Origin of the sequence: Streptomyces sp. NBC_01803 (assembly GCF_035917415.1) — a bacterium.
Taxonomy (GTDB): Bacteria; Actinomycetota; Actinomycetes; order Streptomycetales; family Streptomycetaceae; genus Streptomyces.
In genome coordinates this window covers 5,570,025-5,591,456 of the sequence record NZ_CP109073.1, presented here as the reverse complement: position 1 = coordinate 5,591,456, position 21,432 = coordinate 5,570,025, and the positions used below count along the sequence as shown (strand labels likewise).

Annotated in this window: 12 protein-coding genes; 2 read left to right on the top strand and 10 right to left on the bottom strand. The window is 76.6% G+C overall.

Annotated features, from left to right (window positions below; genetic code table 11):
* Positions 1–30 precede the first annotated feature (30 nt).
* From OIE51_RS25525 to OIE51_RS25515, 3 genes are all read right to left on the bottom strand, one after another.
* Positions 31–2,082, bottom strand: coding sequence for an acetoacetate--CoA ligase (locus OIE51_RS25525; protein ID WP_326600213.1), 2,052 nt, complete (start codon positions 2,080–2,082; stop codon positions 31–33).
* 989 nt (positions 2,083–3,071) lie between these two features.
* Positions 3,072–3,533: a roadblock/LC7 domain-containing protein gene (locus OIE51_RS25520; protein ID WP_326600212.1), complete on the bottom strand. Its 462-nt coding sequence runs from the start codon at positions 3,531–3,533 to the stop codon at positions 3,072–3,074.
* A 32-nt stretch (positions 3,534–3,565) separates the two neighbouring features.
* Positions 3,566–6,034: a sensor histidine kinase gene (locus OIE51_RS25515; RefSeq protein ID WP_326600211.1), complete on the bottom strand. Its 2,469-nt coding sequence runs from the start codon at positions 6,032–6,034 to the stop codon at positions 3,566–3,568.
* Positions 6,035–6,284: 250 nt separating this feature from the next.
* Between OIE51_RS25515 and OIE51_RS25510 the strand changes: the two genes are divergently transcribed.
* On the top strand, positions 6,285–6,554 hold the full coding sequence (locus tag OIE51_RS25510; RefSeq protein ID WP_326600210.1) for a hypothetical protein: 270 nt from the start codon (positions 6,285–6,287) through the stop codon (positions 6,552–6,554).
* Here OIE51_RS25510 and OIE51_RS25505 read toward each other — a convergent pair.
* The 5 genes from OIE51_RS25505 to OIE51_RS25485 form a co-directional block, all read right to left on the bottom strand.
* Entirely contained in the window at positions 6,548–11,269 is a 4,722-nt protein-coding gene (locus tag OIE51_RS25505; RefSeq protein ID WP_326600209.1) for a hypothetical protein, read from the bottom strand. The genes OIE51_RS25510 and OIE51_RS25505 overlap by 7 nt on opposite strands.
* Before the next feature lie 54 nt (positions 11,270–11,323).
* Positions 11,324–12,232, bottom strand: a complete 909-nt coding sequence (locus OIE51_RS25500) for a hypothetical protein (protein WP_326600208.1) — start codon at positions 12,230–12,232, stop codon at positions 11,324–11,326.
* Positions 12,229–13,779, bottom strand: a complete 1,551-nt coding sequence (locus tag OIE51_RS25495) for a hypothetical protein (RefSeq protein ID WP_326600206.1) — start codon at positions 13,777–13,779, stop codon at positions 12,229–12,231. The genes OIE51_RS25500 and OIE51_RS25495 overlap by 4 nt, the downstream gene beginning before the upstream one ends.
* 135 nt (positions 13,780–13,914) lie before the next feature.
* Positions 13,915–15,987: a SpoIIE family protein phosphatase gene (locus OIE51_RS25490; protein ID WP_326600205.1), complete on the bottom strand. Its 2,073-nt coding sequence runs from the start codon at positions 15,985–15,987 to the stop codon at positions 13,915–13,917.
* A 10-nt stretch (positions 15,988–15,997) separates the two neighbouring features.
* Positions 15,998–18,505: a SpoIIE family protein phosphatase gene (locus OIE51_RS25485; RefSeq protein ID WP_326600798.1), complete on the bottom strand. Its 2,508-nt coding sequence runs from the start codon at positions 18,503–18,505 to the stop codon at positions 15,998–16,000.
* A 204-nt stretch (positions 18,506–18,709) separates the two neighbouring features.
* On the opposite strand from OIE51_RS25485, the gene OIE51_RS25480 reads away from it, so the two are divergent.
* Positions 18,710–19,162: a Crp/Fnr family transcriptional regulator gene (locus tag OIE51_RS25480; RefSeq protein ID WP_326600204.1), complete on the top strand. Its 453-nt coding sequence runs from the start codon at positions 18,710–18,712 to the stop codon at positions 19,160–19,162.
* 1 nt (position 19,163) lies between these two features.
* Here OIE51_RS25480 and OIE51_RS25475 read toward each other — a convergent pair whose 3' ends face one another.
* Together OIE51_RS25475 and OIE51_RS25470 are read right to left on the bottom strand one after the other, a co-directional pair.
* A complete protein-coding gene (locus tag OIE51_RS25475; protein ID WP_326600203.1) occupies positions 19,164–20,144 on the bottom strand; it encodes an SGNH/GDSL hydrolase family protein in 981 nt (326 codons plus the stop codon).
* The gene (locus tag OIE51_RS25470; protein WP_326600202.1) at positions 20,141–21,379 is read right to left on the bottom strand and encodes a glycosyltransferase; all 1,239 of its coding nucleotides are present in this window, start codon (positions 21,377–21,379) and stop codon (positions 20,141–20,143) included. The genes OIE51_RS25475 and OIE51_RS25470 overlap by 4 nt, the downstream gene beginning before the upstream one ends.
* Positions 21,380–21,432 lie beyond the last annotated feature (53 nt).

Below are 21,432 nucleotides of genomic sequence, written 5' to 3'. Positions count from 1 at the left end.
TCAATCCCCGAACGGATCGGAATGCCTTGGTCACTCACCGTAGTCGGAGCCACTGACAACGGCCCGCTCGCGGGCCAGCCGCTCGAAGAACCGCAGCAGCTCCGGGTCGTCCACCGAGCCCGGGTTCACCGCTGTCTCCAGGGGCGCGCCCCGCAGGAGGCGCTTGACCGGGATCTCCAGTCGCTTGCCGGTCAGGGTGTGCGGGACGCCGGGGATCTCGATGATCTCGTCCGGCAGGTGGCGGGGCGACAGGGCCGCCCGGATGGTGTCCCGGACCCGCGCGCGCAGCGCGTCGTCGAGCACGGCGCCCTCGGCCAGCCGGACGAACAGCGGCATCCAGTACCCGCCGTCGGGGCGTTCGATGCCGATGACCAGGGACTCGCGGATCTCCGGCAGCCGCTCCACCGCCTCGTAGATATCGGCCGACCCCATCCGCACACCCTGCCGGTTGAGCGTGGAGTCGGACCGGCCGTGGATGACGACCGTGCCGCGCGAGGTGAGCGTCGTCCAGTCCCCGTGCCGCCACACGCCGGGGAACATCGCGAAGTAGCTGTCGCGGTACCGGACGTCGCCCGGGTCGTTCCAGAACCGGACCGGCATCGAGGGCATGGGGGTGGTGACGACCAGCTCCCCGACCTCGTCGGTCAGCGCCCGGCCGTCCGGGCTCCAGGAGCGCAGGTCGGTGCCGAGGCAGGGGGCCTGCAACTCGCCGGTCCACACGGGCAGGGTGGGCACGGCTCCGGCGAAGCAGCTGCAGACGTCGGTGCCGCCGCTGACCGAGGCGATCCACAGATCGCCGCCGACCTCGTCGTGGAGCCAGCGGAAGCCGTCCGGCGGCAGCGGGGAGCCGGTGGTGGCCACGCAGCGGGTCACCGAGAGGTCCAGGTCGCGCCCGGGGTGGACGCCGGCCTTGGCGCAGGCCAGCACATAGGCGGCGGAGGTGCCGTAGAGGGTGGCGCGGGTGCGTTCGGCCACACGCCACTGGGCGTCCGGGGCCGGGAAGCCGGGACTTCCGTCGTAGAGGACCACGGTGGTGCCGGTCAGCAGACCGGAGACGAGGAAGTTCCACATCATCCAGCCGGTGGAGGTGTACCAGAACAGGCGGTCGCCCGGGCCGAGATCGCAGTGCAGGCCGAGCTGCTTGAGGTGTTCGACGAGGATGCCGCCCTGGGAGTGGACGATGGCCTTGGGCAGCCCGGTGGTGCCCGAGGAGTACAGCACCCACAGCGGGTGGTCGAAGGGCACGGGGGTGAACTCGGGGGCCGGGGCGTCCGCTCCGGGGCCGGTGCCGGCCAGCTCGGCCCACTCCAGGGCGCCTTCGGGAGCCGGCGTGCCGAGCAGCGGGACGTGCACGACGGCGCGGAGCGTGGGCAGCCCGGCGCGCAACTCCGCGACGGTGTCGGCGCGGTCGTGGACCCGGCCGCCGTAGCGGTAGCCGTCGACCGTGAACAGCACCACCGGCTCCACCTGCTGGAAGCGGTCCAGGACGCCGCGGGCGCCGAAGTCGGGGGCGCAGGAGGTCCACACCCCGCCGACGGCGGCGGTGGCCAGCAGTGCGATGACGGCCTCGGGGATGTTGGGCAGATAGCCGCTGACCCGGTCGCCGGGGCGCACGCCGAGGCCGCGCAGCGCGGCGGCCAGCGAGCCGACCCGGGCCCGCAGTTCGGCCCAGGTGACCGGCTCGGGCTCGTGCCGCTCGTCGACGCGCAGCAGCGCGGGCTCATCGGCCCGGGCCGGGTCCTCGCCCGCGCGCAGCGCGTGCTCCGCGTAGTTGACGGTGGCTCCGGGGAACCACCGGGCCCCGGGCATCACAGCGTCGGCCAGCACCGTGTCGTAGGGGGTGGTGAAGCGGACGTCGAACCAGTCGGTGACGGCCCGCCAGAACGGGTCGAGCGCGGTGACGGACCAGCGGTGCAGCGCGGCGTAGCTGCCGGCGGGGTCGTCCGGGCGCGGGGCCGGGGCGCCGTGCCGGGCGGCGGCGTGGGCGTGGAATCGGGTGATCCGGGCCGCGGCGACCTGTCCGGGGCCCGGACGCCACAGCGGCTCGGACGGGAACGGCGGTGCGGCGTGGGTCGTGGTCATGGCGGCTCCCCGGGCGGTGCGGCGGTACGCGCGTGGCGCGGCTGGGCAGGACGATGCCAGCTCACCGGCGCGGGCGCCAGAGCGGCCCGCCAGGCCCGGCTCCGGTGGCCGGGCCTGGCGGGCCCTGGCGGAGCTGGAGGGATGCGCCGCCTCACCCTCGCGGCCGGGCCGGCCGGCTCCTCGGCGCGCTCTCCGGCTCCGTGGCACCGGGGCCGGACCGGACCGCGCCACCGGAGTTCGTCGCCCCACGGGACATCGCCCTGGGCAACCAGCGGGAGAGGCGGTACGCCCCGGGGGGACAACTTCGCCGGCGGGCCGGTCGACGGCTACCGCGAGCCCGGGTGCCTGCTGACCCGGGCCGCCGCCCTGGCGCCGGGACGGCGCGCGGTGGACGACGTCCCGCTCTGGGGGGCCGATCCGGGAGCGACGCGGACGCCCGCGGAGTGCTGTCCCCGGGTGCCCAGGGGACCGGCTGTTCGAGGAAGGCCACCTCGCGGCCCACTCCGGACGCGGCCGGGGCGCCATCGTGGACGTCACGCTGGTCCGGCCGCCGCACGGGCCGGTGGACATGGGGACGCCGTTCGACTCTCCGTCCCCGCGTCGGCCCCCGACTCACGGAAGGTCGGCGTCCCGCGACGGGAGGCCCGCAGCCTGCCGGGCTCGGCCCCGACGGCGCGGGGCTTCGCGCCGGTGCCGACCGAGTGGTGGCACTTCACCCCCGAGCCGGAGCCGTTCCCGGACTCGTACGTCGACTTCCCCGTGTCCCGCGACGCCCCCCGTGCCCCGGATCGCGCTCCGACGGTGAGCGACGGCCGACGGTGACGGCGGCGGTCCGGAGCCACCCCCGTCGGTCCCGGGCCGCCGCCGTCACACCTTCCGACGTGGTGGGCGCGGGGGTGGTTCGCGCTACCGATCAGTTGTCACCCTTTCGCGACATCTCCGGGACAGCCCCGGGGAACCGGGACGTCAGCCCTGGTCACCGGGCCTGCTCACCGGGCCTGCTCACCGGGGAAGAGGCGGGGCGGGGTGGAGAGCTGCGACCCGACCCGTTTCACCAGGACGGCCATCTCGTACGCCACCTGCCCTATGTCGGCCTCGGCCTCGGTGAAGACGGCCAGCGCGCTGCCCGCCCCGGCGGCGGTCACCAGGAGGAAGGCGTGGTCCAGCTCGACCAGGGTCTGGCGGACGGCTCCGGTCTCGAAGTGCCCGCCGACGCCACGCGCGAGGCTGTGGAACCCGGAGGCGACGGCGGCCAGTTGCTCGCCGTCCTCTCTGCCCAGGGAGCGCGAGGCGCCCCGGGGCAGGCCATCGGCCGCCAGGACCAGCGCGTGTCGGACGTGGGGCACGCGCTCGACGAGTTCGTCGAGGAGCCAGTCGAGCTGTCCGCTCTCCTGGGGTGTGCCGTGGTGCTGCGGGGTGCCGCCGTGACCCGCGGACTCCGGTGCGGTCATCGGTCCTGCCTTAGGGCTCTCGTGTCGGCTGCTTACGGTCTCGCGCCCGGCGGGGGTCCGTCCCCGCGGGGGTCGTGCTGCTGCCGCCCGCGCTGCCAGCCCCGTTGCAGGGCCGCCATCCGGGCGCGGACCTCCTCGGCGTCCAGGTCGGGTGCCGCGTCGGCGTCCGGGTGGCCGCCGGGCTGGGCCGGCTCTCCGAACTCCGGCCCGCCGCCCGGGGCGACGGGGGTGTCCGGTGCCGCCGGCCGGTCCGGCGCCTGCCGTCGCACGCGGCGGGGCAGCCCGGCTCCGGTCGTCGGCTCGGCGCCGGGGGCGGCCCGGTCACCGGGCGGAACCGCGCCGGCCGCCGGGCCCGCGCCGGGCGCCCGGCCCACGGTGCGCCCGTGGTCGGCGACGAGCACGGGCGTACGTCTGCGCTGGGGCAGGCGCGGGAGCGGCACCGGGCCCTCGGACTCGGGAGCCGGGGCGTGCTCGGCGGGGTGGCCGGGAACGCGCTCGGCCGTGTCCGGCGGGCGGGCCGCGGGGCCCGCGCCGACCGGTCCGTCCAACTCGACCGGCCCGCCCACCATGCCGTCGCGCGGTGGGCGCCGCGCGGCCGGCTCCTGGCGCGGCTCACGCTCCTGCGGCTCCTCGGCGGTCTCGATGAGCAGCTCGCCGGGGATGAGCGTCACGGCGGTGGTACCGCCGTAGGGGGACTCGCGCAGGGAGACGCGGATGCCGTGCCGCTCCGCGAGCCGGGCGACGACGAACAGGCCGATCCGGTCGGTGTCGGAGAGCTGGAAGTCCTGGGATTCCGCGAGCCGTTGGTTGGCGTCGGCCAGGGCGTCCGGGGTCATGCCCAGGCCGCGGTCGTGGATTTCGAGGGTGAAGCCGTGTGGGACCCGCTCGCCCGACACCTGCACGGCGGTGTGCGGGGGCGAGAAGACCGTGGCGTTCTCCAGGAGTTCGGCCACGAGGTGGATGAGGTCGGCCACCGCGCCGCCCGCCACGGCGAACGGCGGGAACCGGCGGATCTCGACGCGCTCGAAGTCCTCGACCTCGTCCACGGCGGCGCGCACGACGTCCATGAGCTGCTCCGGCTTGCGCCACTGCCGGGCGGGAGCGGTGCCGGAGAGGATGACCAAGCCCTCGGCGTGGCGCCGCATGCGGGTGGTCAGGTGGTCGAGCCGGATCAGGTCCGCGAGGTCCTCGTCGTTGGCCGTACGGCGCTCCAGGGCCTCCAGCAGGTTGAGCTGGCGGTGCAGCAGCACCTGGCTGCGGCGGGCGAGGTTGACGAACACCTCGGCGACGCCGCGGCGCGTGACGGCCCGCTCGACGGCGGCCGAGACGGCTTCGCGCTGCAGGGTGTTGAGCGCGCGGCCCACCTGGCCGATCTCGTCGGGGCCGTATTCGAGGCGGGGCGCCTCGGTCTCGATGTCGACGTGGTCGCCCGCCTCCAGCCGCTGCTTCACGGCGGGCAGCCGCTGTTCCGCGGCGTCCTTCGCCTCGCGGGAGAGGTCGCGCAGATCGCGGTTGATGCTCCGGCCGACGCGCAGCGCGAAGGGCGCCGAGATCACGATGACGAGCAGTCCGACGCCGACCACGACGCCGGCGCGCAGCAGCACGGCGTCGACGCCCGAGTCCAGGTCCTCCCGGTAGGCGTCGTCGGCCTGGCCGGCGAGCCCGCTGAGGCCGGCGAGCGCCTCGGCGCCGGTGTCCGCCCACTCGTCGGCGTGCACGGCGTTGGCGTGGCCGGCCAGCAGGTCTTCCTCCGCGATGAGCAGGAGGTTGCCCGGGCCGCTCTCCCAGAAGGTGGCGTGCGCCCGCTGCTCCGTGTCCGAGAGGTCGGGCAGGTAGAGATCGCGGATCAGCTCGCGCCGGGTGATCAGGTCGGCCAGCGCGCGCAGTTCGGTCTCCGTGGTGCGGCCGGCGGCGAGCGCGCCCGCCATCAGGGCGTCTTCCTGGGAGAGCTGCTCGCGGGCCTGGTCGACGCCGGAGATGGCGCGGGCCTGCCGGTCGAGCTCCACGTCGGCGAGGGGCTGGACGGCGGCCAGGAACCGCAGGCCGGGCGCGGTGAGGCGGTTGTACGCCTCCAGCGCGCGGGTCCGGTCGATGGTGCCGTCGGCCACCTCGTCGCGGACCTGCGCCAGGCTGTCCAGGGCCAGGAGGAAGGCGTCGAGACGGTCGCGGGTGGCGCCACGGAAGTCGGCGCGGGCGCCGGCGGCGCGGGCCAGGACACGGCCGACCGCCTCGTCGGTGGCGGCCTGGAGATCGTTGAGCTCCTCGGCCCGCCGGGGGTCGGCGATGTGGATCATGGTCTGCCGACGCTCCGCCTGGAGCGCGCGGACCACGGCGTCGCACGGTCCGGTCAGGGCGTCGGCGGCGGAGGTGGCCGTGAGGACGTCTCTGGCCTCGGACACGGTGATGGCCGACGCGAACGCCCAGACCGACACGAGCGACAGCAGGGGCACGAGGATCAGCGCGCCTGTCTTCCGTCGAATCGACTTGCCGCGAAAGCGCATGCCCTCCCCTAGATTGTCCCGGACGGCCGGCGGCGAGCGGCACCGTCGGCAGCGCGAGCCTACTACCCGGCCCGGTGCGGGCTCGCGTAATACCCGGTGTTCGGATGGAGTTGACTCACAGAGCGCTTCATACTCGTCTGTCACGTCCGGGCACGCAAGGCGTCCGCCACGTTCTACCATGGGGGTTGAAGGACATATCCGCGCATCTCACCGTGCAGGGAGCGAAGGCGGAGTGTACGCGAAGCCCCGCATGCCGGATCCGGTACGTGCCGCAGCCGTGCGTGCCGTCATCATCATCGCGCTGACGCTGACTCAGCTCCTCGTCGTGCTGCTGTGCACGCTGGCCGGTGCCTGGCTGGCGTTCCCGATGCTGCTGTCCACGATCGCCAGCAGCATCGTCGCCACCTGGGCGGTGCTCGACATCTGGGTCACCCGGCAGTCATGGCTGCAGCGTGACGGGGTGGTCTCGGTGCCGAGCAGCGCCGCGCGGCGGCGGCGCCGCCCGCTCGGCCGTCAGTGATCCGCCTCCTGCCGCCGCGCGGGCCGGGGCCTGCGGAAGACACGGGTGGCGGTGATCTCGCCGTGCGCGGGCTCCGCCGACGGGTCCTGGCGGGGCAGGCCGGGGCGCAGGTGCTCCTCGACGCTGATGTATTTCAGGCCGGCCCGCAGGTCCGCGTCGTTGCGCAGCCGGATCACGAGGGGGAACTCGGCGAGCGCGGTCGTGTCGAACAGCCCTGTCGTATACAGCAGTTGAACGCCGAGGGCGTCGGCCACCGCGCGCTGGAGCTCCAGCAGGTAGGTCGCGTTGGCGCGGCCGATCGGGTTGTCGAGGAAGAGCGTGCCCGCGTGGCGGTGCCGGTCACGGCCCCGGTCGTTGCCGCGCAGGGCGGCCATCGTGCAGTAGAGGGCGATGGCGGCGGTGAGGAGCTGGCCGCCGGAGAAGACGTCGCCCATCTGGCCGACGGGGACGCGCTCGGCGCGCAGCACCGCGTCGGGCTTGAGGATCTCCACGGCGACGCCGCGCGGGCGCAGCGCCGCGTGCATGGCGCGCAGCAGCAGTGACATGCCGTCGCGGCGCAGGTCCGTGTTCTTCCGCACGGCGGCCCGGGTGGTCTCGTCGACGACCTCGCCCAGGCGCTCGGTGAGGGTCGCCTGGTCGGGGTCCTCGAAGCGGATGCGCAAGAACTCCTGGCCCGACCATTCGCCCAGTCCCTCGGGCAGCCGGGACAGCCGCTGGGCGGAGCGGAGGGTGTCGAGCGAGGACTCGACCAGGCCGCGCAGCCGGTCCACGATCCCGTCCCGGTTCCGCTCCAGCTGGGCCAGCTCGTCGGTGAGGACCCGCAGCCGGGGGGCGAAGGCGTCGGACCAGGCGGCGGCGTGGTCGGGCAGGGCGGCGACGGGCAGCTCCCTGATCTGCTGCCGGGCGGGGGTGCGGACCTGCTCGAAGCGGGTCGTGTTGGCGTGCCGGACGAGGCGGTCGCCCGCGTCGCGGACGGCGGCCTCGGCGGCGCCCAGACCGGCGGCCCCGGCGCGCAGCGCGCGGCGGGTGTCGGTGGCGGACTGCCTGGCCTCGGCGAGGGTGCCGGGGTAGGGCTCGGCGGCGTCCGCGTCGCCGTCGGCCGGCCCGTCGGGGCCGTCGGGCACCTGGCCGGGCGACGGGTCGCGCAGCGAGTCGCGCAGGAGGGCGGCCGTCTCCTCGAAGCCGCCCGCCGCGTCCTGGGCGGCCCGGTGGTCGTGGACCAGCTCCTCGTGCGCGGCGCGGGCGGCGTCGAGCGCCTCCTCGTGGGCGGCCAGCTCGGCGGTGGCGGTGCGCAGCAGCTCCCGGGCGCGCTCGGCGTCGGCCGGGATCCGCTCGGCGGGCAGCTCGATATGGGCCGGGGCGCCGTCGGGGGCGAGCCGCTCCGCCTCACCGCGCAGCCGACCGAGCTGCTCGCTGGCGGCGGCGGCGCGGCCCTCCAGGAGCTGCACCAGGGCCTCGGCGCGGGCGGCGGCGGCCTGCCGGGAGGGTCCGTCGGCGCCCTCGGGGCCTTCCAGGAGCCGGGCGGCGCGGGTGCGGACCTTGTTGCTCAGCCGGTCCAGGGCGGCCAGCGCGGCGCTCTCGTCGCCCTCGGCGCGGGCCTGCTCGGCGCGCAGGTCGGCGCCGACGCCAACCTTCTCGTAGAGCCGGGAGGCGGAGCGGTACGCCTCCCGCAGGTCGGGCAGCGCCCGCGCCGGGCCGCCGGTGTCCGGGTCCCCGCCGGGGGGCTCCGGGTCCCGACCGTCGTCGGGGGCGCCGGAGACCTCGGCGCGCTCGGCCCGCAGGGCGCGGGCGGTGCGGCGGGCGTCGTCGGCGGCGCGCTGTACGGACCTGCGGTCCTCGTCGGCGGCGCGGGCGCGGTCCAGCAGCTCGGCGGCGCGGGTCTCGGCCTCGGCCGCCTCGGCGGTGAGCTCCTTGACGCGGGAGGTCCAGCGGGCGCGCTCCCGCAACCGGGAGGCGAGCCCGGCCAGGGCGTCGGCGGAACGGCGGGCGCGCTGGGCGGCCTCCTGCTTCTCGTCGCGGGCGCGGGCGGCCCCGGCGGCGGTCTCCTCGGCCTCGGCGCGGGTGGCGGCGGCCCCGGTCAGGCGCCGCTCCGCCTCCCGGGCGGCGATGCGGGTCCGCTCGGCGCCGGCGGCCAGCTCGGCCAGGCGCCCCGCCGGGCATCCGGCGCGCCAGGAGGCGAGCCGGGCGGCGAGCGCCCGGTCGGCCGCGATCCTGGCCGCCAGCTCGCGGATGTCGGCGTCGCGGGCGGTGGCGCGCTCGCGCAGCGCGCGGCGCTCCTCGTCGGCGGCGCGCTCGTCGTGCATGGCGGGGTTGGGGGGGACCAGAAAGACGCCGCTGTCGGCGGCGCCCGGCGGCGGGGTGGGGGCGAGCAGGGCCGCCGCGGTGCCGACGGCGACAGCGGAACGGGGCAGCAACGCGGCGCGGGCGAGCACCTCGCGGGCCCGGGCGTGGCTGCCGGGGTCGGTGATGATGACGCCGTCGACCAGCTCGGGCCGGGCGGCGAGAACGGTGGCGTGATCGACCGGGTCCACCGCCTGGGCCAGGTAGCGCCAGCCGGGGAGGGCGGGGACGCCGTGCTCGCCGAGGAACTCGACGGTGGCCAGCACGTCGGGACCGGGGGGCAGCAGGCCGCCGTCGCCGAGGGCGGCGAGGATGCGGGCGTCGTCGGCGGCGACGGTGCGCAGCTCGAAGAGCCGCCGTTCGGCGGTGGTGACGGTGTCGTCGAGCCGCTCGGTCAGCGGCTCCGCGTTCCGGTCCAGCTCCTCGGGGCTGAGGGCGGGCTCCCCCCTCGGCTCTCCGGCGGGCTCTCCGGCGGGCTCAGCGACCGGCTCAGCGGCGCCGGCCGCGAGACCCAGCAGCCCGGCCAGGCGGGGCTCGGCGGCGAGGCCCGCGGCGGTGCGGCGCTCGGCGTCCAGGGCGGCGCGCGCGGCCCGGGCGGCGTCGGCGGCGCGGGCGGCGGCCAGCTCGGCGCGGGCGTGCTCGGCCGTGGCGTCGCGGGCCTGCTCGGCGGTGCGCCCGGCCGCCTCGCGGGCGGCCTCCCAGGCGGCGACGGCGGTCCGTTCGGCGTCCTCGGCGGCGAGCGCGGCGCGGGCCGGGTCGGCGAGCGGGCCGGTCTCCGCGCCGGGCGCGGCGGGCTCCAGCCAGCCGGCGCGCACCGCCTCGGCGGTCTCCTGCTCGACCTCGGCGAGACGCTGCCGCAGGTGCTCGCTCTCGCTCCGGGCGCGCTGGGCCTCGGTGGCGGCGGCGGTGGCGTCGCGGTGGGCGGCCTCGGACGCCGTCTGGAGGGTGGTGGACCGCTCCTCCAACTCGGTCGCCGACCGCTCGCTCCCGGCGGCGGCGGTGTGCAGGGCGCGCACCAGCGCGGCGGCGGCCCGGCTCCGGGCGGCCAGAGCGGGGGCGGCGTCGCGTTCGGCCTCGCGGATCGCGGCGGCGACGCGGGCGGCCCGGTCGGCGGCGGCGCGGTGCGCCAGGACGGTCTCGGCGGCCTGCCAGGCGGCGTGCAGGGTGCGGGCGTCGGTCAGCTCGCGGCGCTGGGCGGCGGCGGACTTCTCGGCCGCCGCCAGGGCGAGCGAGGCGTGCCGGTACGCCAGCTCGGCGGCGACCCGGGCGGCGCGCGCCCGCTTGGCATCGGCGGTGGTGATGCCGGCCGCCGCGGCGGCGACCCCCTCGGCGAGGCCGGCGGCGCGGGCGCGCTCCCGGGCGCCCCGGGCCGCGAGGCGGTGGGCGAGGGCACGGGCCCGCCGCCGGGCCGTGGCGTGCACGGCGCGGGCGGCCTCCCGCTCCCCGGCGGCCTCGGTGACGCGGGCCAGGAGGTCGAGCGAGCCGGCCGTGAAGTCCCGCTCGGCGGCCAGCTCCTCGCGGCGGCCGAGCTTGTGGGCGAAGCCGTGCACGAGATCGGCCAGGCCGTCGGTGTCGCGGGTGTCGGTGACGGCGCGCAGCAGCAGGTCGGTGAAGTCGGCGTCGTTCTTGACGGCGAACAGGCCGGCGGCCTCGCCCTCGTCGGCGTTCATCTCGCGCTGGTACCGGAACAGCTCGGGGTCCAGGCCGAGCCGGCCGAGGTGGTCGACCCAGCGCTCGTGGATCTCCTCCCAGACCACGTCCAGGTGGGGATAGGCCCGGCCGGTCTCGGTCAGGACGTCGCGGAAGCCCTTCATGGTGCGGCGCCTGCCCCGGGCGCCGGAGGAGCCGTCGCCCCCGGCGTCCGGGCCGGTCCGCAGCACGGTGGACTCCGCGACGGGCAGCGAGTCCAGGCTCATGCCGGGACCCGGCCGGAACGAATACCACGCCTCGGCGAACTTGCGGGGATCGCTGGAGACCTGTCGCCCTCGCCACTCGCTGACCTTGCCGACGACGACCGTCTCGCCGGTGAGGGTGTGCTGCCACTCCAGGGCGACGTGGCCGCAGTCGTCGGCCAGGAGGAACTTGCGCAGCACGCCGGAGCTGGCGCCGCCCAGAGTGTTGCGGTGGCCGGGCAGCATGACCGAGAAGATCAGCTTGAGGAGCACGGACTTGCCGCCGCCGTTCTCCAGGAAGAGCACTCCGGCGGGGGCGGGCCGGCGCGGCGGGCCGGTGGGCTCGTCCTCGAAGAAGTCCGCCTGCGCGGGCGCCGGCCGGGGCACCGGGTCGCCGACGCCGCGCAGGTCGAGCACGGTGTCGGCATACCGGGCGCCGGCCGGTCCGATGGAGTAGAGGCGGATCCGGGACAGCTCGTACATGGCGGGAACTCTCGTGGGATCAGGCGGACGTGAGGGCGGACGGCGGACGGCGGATCAGCGGTGGAACGGGAGGCCGGCGCCGTCGGCGAGGTCGAGCTCGGCCTCGTCACCGGGCGGCACCAGCGAGCCGCCGCCGTCGCCGACCGGGACGACGCCGAGCTCCAGCAGCGCGGTCATGGCGGCGCCGGCCGCCATGTCGCGGACCTGCGCCTGGTACCGCGCGGTGGTGCGATAGGCGCCGCCGGCGTCGTCCCCGGTCCGCTGGAGGAAGCCGGAGTCGGTGAGGAACGCGACGGCCTTGCCGACGATGCCGGTGGTGGAGCCGGCGAGCCGCCGGGCGTCCTTGGTGGCGCCGGTGGCGCTGCGCCGGGCGTACACCCGCCAGGCGGCCTCCAGGCCGGGCGCGTCGGTGGCCGGGTCGGTGTTCTCCCCCTGCTCGGCGGCGCGCTCCTCCAGCCGGCGGCATGCCTGGCGGACGAACGCCTCCACGCCGTTGACGGTGATCCGGCCGATATAGCCCTCGTCGGCCAGGTCCGCCGGGCGGGGGAACGCCAGGGCGGCGACGGCGAGATGGGCCAGCCCGTGCAGGAAGCGGTCGGCGGTGTCGGCCGTGGCGCGGCGGGCGTACTCGCCCATGCGGACGGCGAAGACGGAGTCCTCGGCGGCGGCGACGGCCATGCCGGCGCGGGGGGAGACCTCCAGGACGATCAGGCCGAGCCCGGTGGCGACAGCGTCCGCGAGCCGCCCGAAGGCGGGCTCCTCCTGATACCGCCGCAGGAGCGCGGCGTACTCCGCGTCGCGGGCGGGCAGCGTCCGGGGCTGGAGCCCGAAGGAGACCAGCCGGGCCGCGTCGGCGGCGTCGGCGGGCGTCAGCGGTCCGCCGGCCCGGGGCGCGGGGGCGCCTTCGGCACCGAAGGCGCCCGAGGCATCGGGGGCATCGGCGGGGGTGGGGACATCGGTCATGGGGTCACCTCCGAGCGCTCGGCGGCCATCCCGGCCGCGTCGAGGAGAGCGGTGCCGACGATCAGGTCGGCGCCGCCGAACTCCGGGTCGTCCAGCTCCGTGCCGTCGTCCACGGCGAACAGCAGCCGGGGCTCGCCCTGCCGGTAGGCGGTGCCGACCGGCGGGCTGGCGGCGTGCACGGCGAGCAGGGCCACCAGGTACGGCAGGTCCGGGTCGGCGCGGCGGGCGTCGGCCAGCAGGCCGGAGAGCCGGCGCGGCGCGTCCTCGGGCAGCCGGAGCAGCTCCAGGGCGGCGGCGAGCTGCTCCTCGCTGAAGCGGCTGTCGTCCGGGGTGGCCACCAGATCGGGCTCGGGCAGCTCGGCGCCGAGGTGCTCGCGGGGGGCGGGCGGGGTGAGCAGCAGCTCGGCGAGGTCGGCCAGGCGCACGGCGGCCGGCGGGCGCGGCCCGGTGCCCCGGGCGAAGAAGGCGTCGGTGACCCGGGTGGCCCGCTCGACGGGCAGCGGCAGCAGCGGAGCGAGGAGCTGTCCGTACAGGTCGGTGGCGACGCGGGCGGCGGGCGGCCGGAACGCCTGCCGGTCCTGCTCGGCCCGGAAGAGCGGCCCGGCCTCCAGCAGCCGGGACTGCAACTGGGTGTGGCGGCGGATGCAGTCCTTGACGATGTCGACGAGCTCGGCGGCGCGCAGCTTGTGCCCGGTGTCCACGGCCTCGTCGCGCGCGCGGCGGATGTTGGTGAGGATCGCGTTCTCGTGCCGGTACCGGTCGGCGATGTGGTCGAGGGCCTCGGTGATCATGTCGGGGACGGCGCGCAGCCAGTCGACGGCCCGTACGTCGCGCCGGGTGGTGTCCAGAGTGCGGCGCAGTGCCTCGGCGTACTGGACGGTGCGGTACCTGGCCTGCTCGGCGGCGAGCTGGGCGTCGGCGAGGCGGCCTCGGCTGATCAGCACCTCCAGCTTGACCTCGGCGGCGATCTGGGCGCTGGTGACGTCGGTGTCGAGGGCGCCGACCAGCACGTTGACCGCCTCGTCGGTGGTGCGCAGATAGACGCCGCCGCCCGGCCCCGGGACCTCCTCGATGAGCTTGAAGTCGTAGTCCCTGCGGACATATGCCCCGTCGGGGCCGAACGTGCCGTACACGGCGCGGAAGCCGCGGTCGACGCTGCCGACATTGATCAGGTTGTCCAGCACCCAGCGGGCGACGCGCTCGTGCTCGGCGGCGGGACGGCGGGGGGCCTGGGCGGCGACGCGGGGCAGCAGCCGGGCGACGATCTCCTCGTGGTCGGCGCCGGTGTCGAAGTCCATCGCGAGGGTGACCAAGTCGATGGCGGCCAGCGCCACTTCGGCCATGGCGTAGGTGCCGTACTCCCCCGCGAGGTTGGCCTTGCGGACATCCAGGTCGTGCAGCGGCGCGGTGCAGGCCAGCGCGCGCAGCCGCCGGGCCAGCCCCTCGTCGGCGGCCGGGCCGGGGGCCGGACGGGGGCCGGGGAGCGGCCCGGCCGGGTGCGTCCGGGCGGCGGGCGGTGAGGGGGTCGCCTGGGCTGGTGCGGTCACGAGGCACACCTTAGGCGGTGCCACCGACAACGCCGATTCGGGACGGATGCGGCTGTTGTTCCGGCCCGCGTCACCCCTCCGGTGATCCCGCCCGGTACCCCGGCCAGGGTGCCGGCCGGGGTACCGCCCGCCGCGTCAGGCGGTCCCGGCATCGTCCGGTTCGTGGGTGCGGGCCAGGAGCAGGGCGACGTCGTCCTCGGGGGTGGTGCGGCGCAGCCCTTCGAGGATCGCGTCGCAGGTCTCCTCCAGCGGCCGGGGATCGCCCGCGAGCATCCGGGTCATGGCGCGCAGCCCGACGTCGATGGAGGTGTGCCGTTCCTCCACCAGGCCGTCGGTGAACAGCGCGATGGTGCTGCCGGGGGGCAGCCGCCGCCGTTCGGTGGCGAACGGCACGCCGCCGACGCCGAGCGGAACGCCGTTGGGCAGGTCCAGCAGTTCGGCGGTGCCGTCGGGCCGGACCAGGACCGGGGGCAGGTGGCCGGCGCTGGAGATCTCGCACCAGCCCCGGCGCGGGTCGCAGACGGCGTAGACACAGGTGGCGATGGAGTCGCCGAGCGAGGTGGCGATGCCGTCGAGATGGCTGAGGAGTTCGTCGGGCGGCAGGTCGAGGAGGGCCAGCGCGCGGATGGTGGAGCGGAGTTGGCCCATGATGGCGGCGGCGTGGACCCCTTTGCCCATGACGTCGCCGACGACGAGGCCGACCCGGCCGGCGCTGAGCCGCAGGACGTCGAACCAGTCGCCGCCGACCTCGCTGACGGCCGGCAGGTAGCGGCAGGCGATGTCGACGCCGGGCCGGCCGCGCGGCAGCCGGGGCAGCAGGCTGCGCTGGAGGGTGAGCGCGGTGGTCCGCTCCCGGCTGTAGAGGCGGGCGTTGTCGACACTGATGGCGGCGCGGGCGGCGAGTTCGGTGGCGAGGGCGACGTCCTGTGCGTCGAACGGGCGCGGGTTGCGCGTGCGGCACAGGCTCAGGGTGCCGAGCACCTCTCCCCGGGCGATGAGCGGGACGGCCAGATAGGAGTGGGCGCCGACATCGGCGAAGACCCGGGCGACCTCCTCGTTCCTGGCGATGTGGCGCAGCGCCGGTGCCCCCAGCCGGGCCAGCAGGACGGGCCTGGCCTCGCGGACGCACTGGGTGATGGTGCGGAAGGGGCCGTAGGACTCGGACTCCCCGACCCGGTGCGCGGTCCGTCCGGCGTCGGTGCCGTGCCCGGTGACGATGGCCAGGGCCCGGAACAGCGCCGAGCCGTCGGGCGGCAGGGGCGGCGCGCTCTCGCCGCTCAGCACGGAGTCGAGCACGTCGACCGCGGCGAGGTCGGCCAGCCGGGGCACGGCGACCTCGGCCAGTTCGCGGGCGGTGCGCGGCAGGTCGAGGGTGGTGCCGATGCGGGTGCCCGCGTCGGCGATGACGGCGAGCCGTTCCCGGGCGGCGGCCACCTCGGCGTCGGCGCGCTGGCGTTCGGTGACGTCGATGGCCGAGGTTCCGACGCCGATGGTGTGACCGGCCTGGTCGTCGACGCGGTAGTAGGAGACGGACCAGACGTGGTCGCGCTGGGGGTCGGCGGGGGTGCGGCCGGTGGTCCGGCGGTCGATCAGTGGTTCGCCGGTCTCCAGGACGTGCCGCATGGCGGCCTCCACGCCCGCGACGTCGGTGCCGCGCAGCACGTCGCCGAAGCGGCGGCCGAGCATGGCCTCGGCGGGCAGCCCGTTGATGCGTTCCAGTGCGGGGTTGACGCGCAGCCAGCGCAAGTCGGTGTCGAAGAACGCGAGCCCGACCGGGGACTGGTTGATCAGGCTCAGCGACATCGCGAGGTCGATCTCCAGGCGCCGCAGGGTGGGGGTGTCGGCGGCGTGGGCGAGGATCACGGGCGCGCCGTGCGGGTCGTGCAGCCGCCGGCTGCGGAACTCGACCTGCCGCCGGGTGCCGTCCGCGCACCGCACGGGGAGGATGCCGGCCCACGCCTCGCCCGCCCAGGTCCGTTCGAACCAGCGTTCCACGGCGGACCGCAGCTGGTCGGGCACCAGGAGGGCGGCGGCCGGCCGGCCCAGGATGTCCTCGGCGCGGTAGCCGAAGAGGTCCTCGGCCTCCTGACTCCACAGCACGGTGACGCCCTCGCCGTCGAGGACGAAGACGGCGACCCGCACCTCGTCGAGCAGCCCGCCCGGCGTGGCCCGCAGGCCGGTCGCCGCGGTCGGGGAGTGGTCGGCCATGCGTGCCGCCCTACCCCTGGTCCAGGAGCTGCTCGGTCCAGATGGTCTTGCCCGAGGGGGTGTACCGGCTGCCCCAGCGGTGGGCGAGCTGGGCGACGAGGAACAGGCCCCGGCCGCCCTCGTCGGTGGGCCGGGCGCGGCGCAGGTGCGGCTGGGTCTCGCTGGGGTCGGAGACCTCACAGACCAGGGTCTCGTTCCTGATCAGGCGCAGGCCGACCGGGCCGCCCGCGTAGCGGATGGCGTTGGTGACCAGCTCGCTGACGATCAGCTCGGTGGGGAACATGTTGCCCGTCAGGTCCCAGTCCTTCAGCTGGCCGAGCACACGGTCGCGTGCCTCACCGACGATCGTGGGCTCGGCGGGGAAGCGCCAGTCGGCGACGGCCCCCTCCGGGAGCGTCCCGACGCGGGCGACGAGCAGGGCCACGTCGTTGGCCGGTGCCTCGCCCGGCAGCAGGGCGTCCAGCACGCCCTGGCCGACGGCGCTCGGAGAGCCGTCGGCCGCCGCGCCGGCGGCGATCCGTTCGGACAGCAGGCGCAGGCGCCGGCGCCGGGCCTCGCCGCCGTCGTCCTCGGGGTCGTCGGCGTGCGCGACGAGTTCGTCGCTGAAGAAGGCCAGGAAGCTGCCGGGGTCGATCCGGAGCCGGATGGTCTCGAACGGGATGCCGCCGACGCCCAGCGGCGGCCCCGGCTTCAGCGCCACCACCTCGGCCCGTTGGCCCGGCCGGGCCAGCACGGGCGGCACGCGGCCGGCCCCGGCCATGGCGCACTCGCCGCTGATCGGGTCGTAGACGCAGTAGAGGCAGGTGGCGCCGACGGCCCCGCCGCGGCTGGGGCCGGGCGCGGGACCGGTGTCGGCCAGCCGGATGGCCAGGTCGTCCAGGCGGGTGAGCAATTCGTCGGGGGCGATGTCGAGGTCGGCGAGGGTCTGCACGGCGGTCCGCAGCCTGCCCATGGTGGCTGTGGCGTTCAGGCCGTGCCCGGCGACGTCGCCGATGACGAACGCGACGCGCGCGGAGGAGAGCGGGATGACGTCGTACCAGCTTCCGCCGATGCCCGCCGCGGTCGCGGCCGGGACGTAGCTGCCCGCCGTCCGGGCGGCGCTGACCTCGAACGTGGGCTGCGGCAGCAGGCTGCGCTGGAGCGTCTCCAGGGTGCGGTGCTCGCGGGTGTAGCGGCGGGCGTTGTCCACGCTGAGGGCGGCCCGGGTGCCGATCTCCTCGGCGAAGCCGGCGTCGCTCTGGCTGAACGGGGGCCGGCCGTCGGAGCGCCACAGCGCGATGGCACCGAGGATCTGTCCCCTGGCGTGTAGCGGGACGACCATCCGGGTGCCGTGTCCGGAAGGCAGCAGCAGCAACTCCGGCCCGTCGCCGCCGCCCCCGCCGTCCTCGCCGTCCTCGCCGTCCCGTCCGTCCTCGCCGTTCCCGTCGGGGGAAGACGGCCTGACCGCGCGGGCCCACACGTCGAACAGGCCGGGGTCGGTGAGCACGCCGTGCCGGTGCATCCGGTCGTCGTCGGCGAATCCGGGGTTGCGGAAGACGGCGCCGGCCGGGTGCACGGTGGGCGGCCACTCCTCGCCGGTCGCGATCGCCGCGATGCGGCGCACCGGGGCCTCCAGCAGCACCGGGCCGGTGTCGTCGCCGGAGAAGACGGCGTCGGCCAGGTCCACGGCGGCCAGGTCGGCGAAGTCGGGGACGAGGATCCGGGCCAGCTCCTCGGCGTTGCGGGTGACGTCGAGGGTGCCTCCCATGCGCTGGGCGGCGGTGTGCAGGAGGGCGATCCGGCGGCGGCCCATGTGCTGTTCGGTGATGTCGGTGAAGAGCGCGGCGACGCCGATGAGGCACTCGTCGGCGTCCTGGAGCTGGAAGGCGGAGAGCGCCACGACCCGCTCACGGGTGGGCGCGTCGCGGAAGCGGGCCGAATGCTCCCAGTTGACCACCGGCTCACCGGTGGCGGCGACGCGCCGCAGCTGCTCCAGGAACGCGTGGGCGTCCTCCCTGAGGAGCACGTGGTCCAGCGGGAACGGTTCGCGCGATCCGCCGGCATACCAGTTTTCCCCGGCCGCCTCGTCGCTCGGGAGGCTGACGCGGGTGAGGAGCAGGTCGGCGTCGTGGATGGCCAGTCCCACGAAGTTCTGGGAGAACAGCGCGCGGATCAGCCCCTGGTCCTCCTCCTGGAGCCGGGCGGCGGCGGCCGGGGTGACGGCCACGAGCTGTCCGGGACCGCCGTCCGGCCGCAGCGGCAGGACGTCGAGCCGCACCTCCTCCGTCCCACCGTCCGGGCGGCGCAGGGCGACGACGCCGTGGCCCCCCTCGCCGAGCGTGGCCAGCTCCGCCAGATCGGGCCAGGAGTCGGGCTCGACGAGCAGGTCGGCCAGCCGCCGGCCGCGGAGCCGGCCGGGGGACAGGTGGAACACGCGCTCCACCCCCCGCGTGCACGCCACCACCTCGCCGCGCCCGTCGAGCACCAGGACCGCGGCGGGGCCGCCTGGCAGGTGTTCGAGGTCGCCGGGGTGCGGCATGGTGCTCACGCTCCTCCTCGGGCTCGGGCCGATCGCGGCAGCCCTCCCTCCCCCACTGTCGCGGAGACGGCACCGGGCTGCGACTCGACGGGGGCCGACGGGGCCCCCGTCGGCCCCCGGATGCGGGCGAGGGCCGCCGGGGGTGGAATGGAAACGTGTGTCCCCAGCCATCACGTGTGTTCCCGGCCATGAGGAGGCTCGGCGATGACGGCACCACGGCGGCTGCTGAGAGTTCTGCCGGCCGACTACCGCGAGCGGCTGATGGGGCTCGCCCGGGAGGTCTCCTTCGGCCAGGGCGAGCGGATCTTCGAGGAGAAGGGCCGGGCCGACCGGTTCTGGATCATCCGGTCGGGCACGGTCACGCTGGATCTGCGGCTGGCCGGACCGCGGCCGACCGCTGTCTCCTCGCTCGACACCGGCGATCTGCTGGGCTGGTCGTGGCTCTTCCCGCCATACGAGTGGGACTTCGGCGCGGAGGCGCTGAGCCCGGTACGGGCGTATGAGTTCGAAGGCGCCGCGGTGCAGGCCGTGTGCGACGAGGACGCCGCGTTCGGCTACGCGCTGCTGCGGGTGATCGCCGAGATCCTGGCCCACCGGGTGCGGGCGGAGCGGACCCGGCTGCTGGACCTGTTCGCGCCGCACGCCGGGCAGGCGTAGGTCAGACGGGCTCGGTCGCGGCGCCGCGCGCCGCCGATCCGGTGCGGTGCGGCGCGGGTGGCGACGGGGGGCGCGGCGGGGCCGGGGCGGTCGGTTCGGTCAGTGCGGTCAGGGCGGTCGGTTCGGTCAGGGCGGTCGGTTCGGTCAGGGCGGTCAGGGCCTCATGGGTGGCGTGCCGGGCGGCCCGGTCCAGCGCTTCCTCGGTGCCGGCCAGCCTGTGCCGGGCCTCGGCGGCGGCCAGCCTCAGCAGCCCGGGCAGGAGATCGGTGGAGCGGGCGGCGACCCAGCGCGTGCCCCGCGTCGCCAACCACCAGGCGCCCGCGCTGCGCCGGGGCGGCGGCCGGTCGGGGGTCGCGGACGGCGGCGGGCCCGCGGCGAGGCCGCGCGCGGCCAGCCCGGCGTGGAACTCCCGGGCCAGCAGGCGGTGTCCGAGCTCGCTCGGGTGCAGCCGGTCCACGCTCCACGCGGCCCGGTCAGCGACGAACGGGTGGTCCGCGAGATGCGCGTGCACCGCGCCGTGGCGCCACGACAGGTGGTGCACCACGTCGTTGAGCGCCCGCATGCGTCGCGCGAGCGGGCGGGCGAGGGCGCGCGGGAGCGGCAGCATGCGCCCCGGGTCGGGCAGGCAGGCGGTGAGCACCACCGCGCCGTCGGCCGTCAGGGCGCCGATGACGGTGTCGAGGTCACGGGCGGCGTCCGCGATGTCGAACGCGCCGCGCAGCGTGTCGTTGCCGCCGACGATGACCGAGGCGTACCGGGGCCGCAGCGCCCGCGCCGCCGCGAGCTGCCCACCGGCCGCGTCGGCGGTGCGGGCGCCGCTGCGGGCGAGGTTGACCAGGCTCACCGGCCGGACGGGCGGGCCGAGCCCGGTGGCGAGCAGCGGGGCGAAGCCCCGCCACCGGCCGCCGGGCAGGGCGTCGCCCAGTCCCTCGGTGAGGGAGTCCCCGAGCGCGGCGAAGCGGACCGGCGGCCGGGCGGTCATCGCTCCCCGCCGTCGGCCGCGCGGCCCGTGCCCCGGCCGGCGCCGGGACGTTCCCCCGGTGCCGGGACGGTCCTGGCCCCCGTGGCGCCGCCCGCGACCGGGGCGGCGTCCAGGGCGGTGAGGAACGCGTCGACGGCCACGCTCCACGGGAATCGCTCGGCCCGCGCCCGCGCCGCGGCCCGGCGGGCGTCCTCGGGACGGGCGAGCAGCCGCTGCACGCCGTCGGCGAACGCCGCGCCGGAGCCGTCCGCGGCGGTGCCCGCCGCGCCGAGCAGCGCCGGCACGGCGGACCGGGCGCTGGCCACCACCGGCGTGCCACAGGCCAGCGCCTCCATGGCCGCCAGCCCGAACGTCTCCGCCGGCCCGGGGGCCAGCACGATGTCGGCGGTGGCCTGGAGAACGGCCAGGTCGGCCGGATCTCCCACATGCCCGGCGAACAGGACGGGCAGCCCGTCGTGCCGCGCCCGCTCGCGCAGCCGTCCGCCCAGCGGGCCCTGGCCCGCGATCACCAGGGCGGCGTCCACGCCGCGCCGCAGCAGCTCGGCCAGCGTGTCGAGGGCGAGGCCGGGGCGCTTCTCCGGGGAGAGCCGCGAGCACATGGCGAGTAGCACCCGGGCGTCGCCGCCCAGCCGCCCGCGCAGCTCCGGGTCGCGCAGCCCGGGGCGGCAGCGGCGCAGGTCCACGCCGAGCGGCGCGCGGACGACATTGCGCGCCCCGACCCGCTGGAACTCGCGGGCCGCCCACTCCGTGGTGCACACCACCCGGGTGTAGGCATGCGCGGTGCGGAGGTTGAGCCGGTCGGCGGCGCGGCGGCACAGGCCCTGCGGCACGCCCCAGGTGGCCAGCACGCCGTCCACGCTCTCGTGCGAGACCATCACGGCCGGGACGCGGTGACGCCGGGCCCACTCCCCCGTCCAGCGCAGCGTGGTCCGGTCGGAGACCTCCAGCCGGTCGGGGCCGAGCGCGGCGAGCAGCCCGGCCAGCCGCCGCCGGTCGGTCAGCACCCGGTAACCGCCGGTGCCGGGCAGCGTGCGGCCGGGCAGCGTGATCACCCGGCCCTGCGTGGTGCGGGTGTCGCTCTCGGTCTCCCCAGGCACGATCAGCACCGGCTCGTGCCCGGCCGCCAGATAGCCGGCGCCCAGCTCGCGCAGCGCGGTACGGAGCCCGCCGGAGGCGGGCGTGACGAAGTTGGCGAGGCGAACGATCCGCAGTCCCTCGCCGACGGTCGCGCTCACGGTGTCCTCCCGTTCGCTTCTCCGCCCGCACGGCACCGCACGAACATCCCGAA

Bases quoted from the DNA above. Each gene is read 5' to 3' on its own strand.
- OIE51_RS25525 (WP_326600213.1), bottom strand. From the start codon at position 2,082: ATGACCACGACCCACGCCGCACCGCCGTTCCCGTCCGAGCCGCTGTGG.
- OIE51_RS25520 (WP_326600212.1), bottom strand. From the start codon at position 3,533: ATGACCGCACCGGAGTCCGCGGGTCACGGCGGCACCCCGCAGCACCAC.
- OIE51_RS25515 (WP_326600211.1), bottom strand. From the start codon at position 6,034: ATGCGCTTTCGCGGCAAGTCGATTCGACGGAAGACAGGCGCGCTGATC.
- OIE51_RS25510 (WP_326600210.1), top strand. From the start codon at position 6,285: ATGCCGGATCCGGTACGTGCCGCAGCCGTGCGTGCCGTCATCATCATC.
- OIE51_RS25505 (WP_326600209.1), bottom strand. From the start codon at position 11,269: ATGTACGAGCTGTCCCGGATCCGCCTCTACTCCATCGGACCGGCCGGC.
- OIE51_RS25500 (WP_326600208.1), bottom strand. From the start codon at position 12,232: ATGACCGATGTCCCCACCCCCGCCGATGCCCCCGATGCCTCGGGCGCC.
- OIE51_RS25490 (WP_326600205.1), bottom strand. From the start codon at position 15,987: ATGGCCGACCACTCCCCGACCGCGGCGACCGGCCTGCGGGCCACGCCG.
- OIE51_RS25485 (WP_326600798.1), bottom strand. From the start codon at position 18,505: ATGCCGCACCCCGGCGACCTCGAACACCTGCCAGGCGGCCCCGCCGCG.
- OIE51_RS25480 (WP_326600204.1), top strand. From the start codon at position 18,710: ATGACGGCACCACGGCGGCTGCTGAGAGTTCTGCCGGCCGACTACCGC.
- OIE51_RS25475 (WP_326600203.1), bottom strand. From the start codon at position 20,144: ATGACCGCCCGGCCGCCGGTCCGCTTCGCCGCGCTCGGGGACTCCCTC.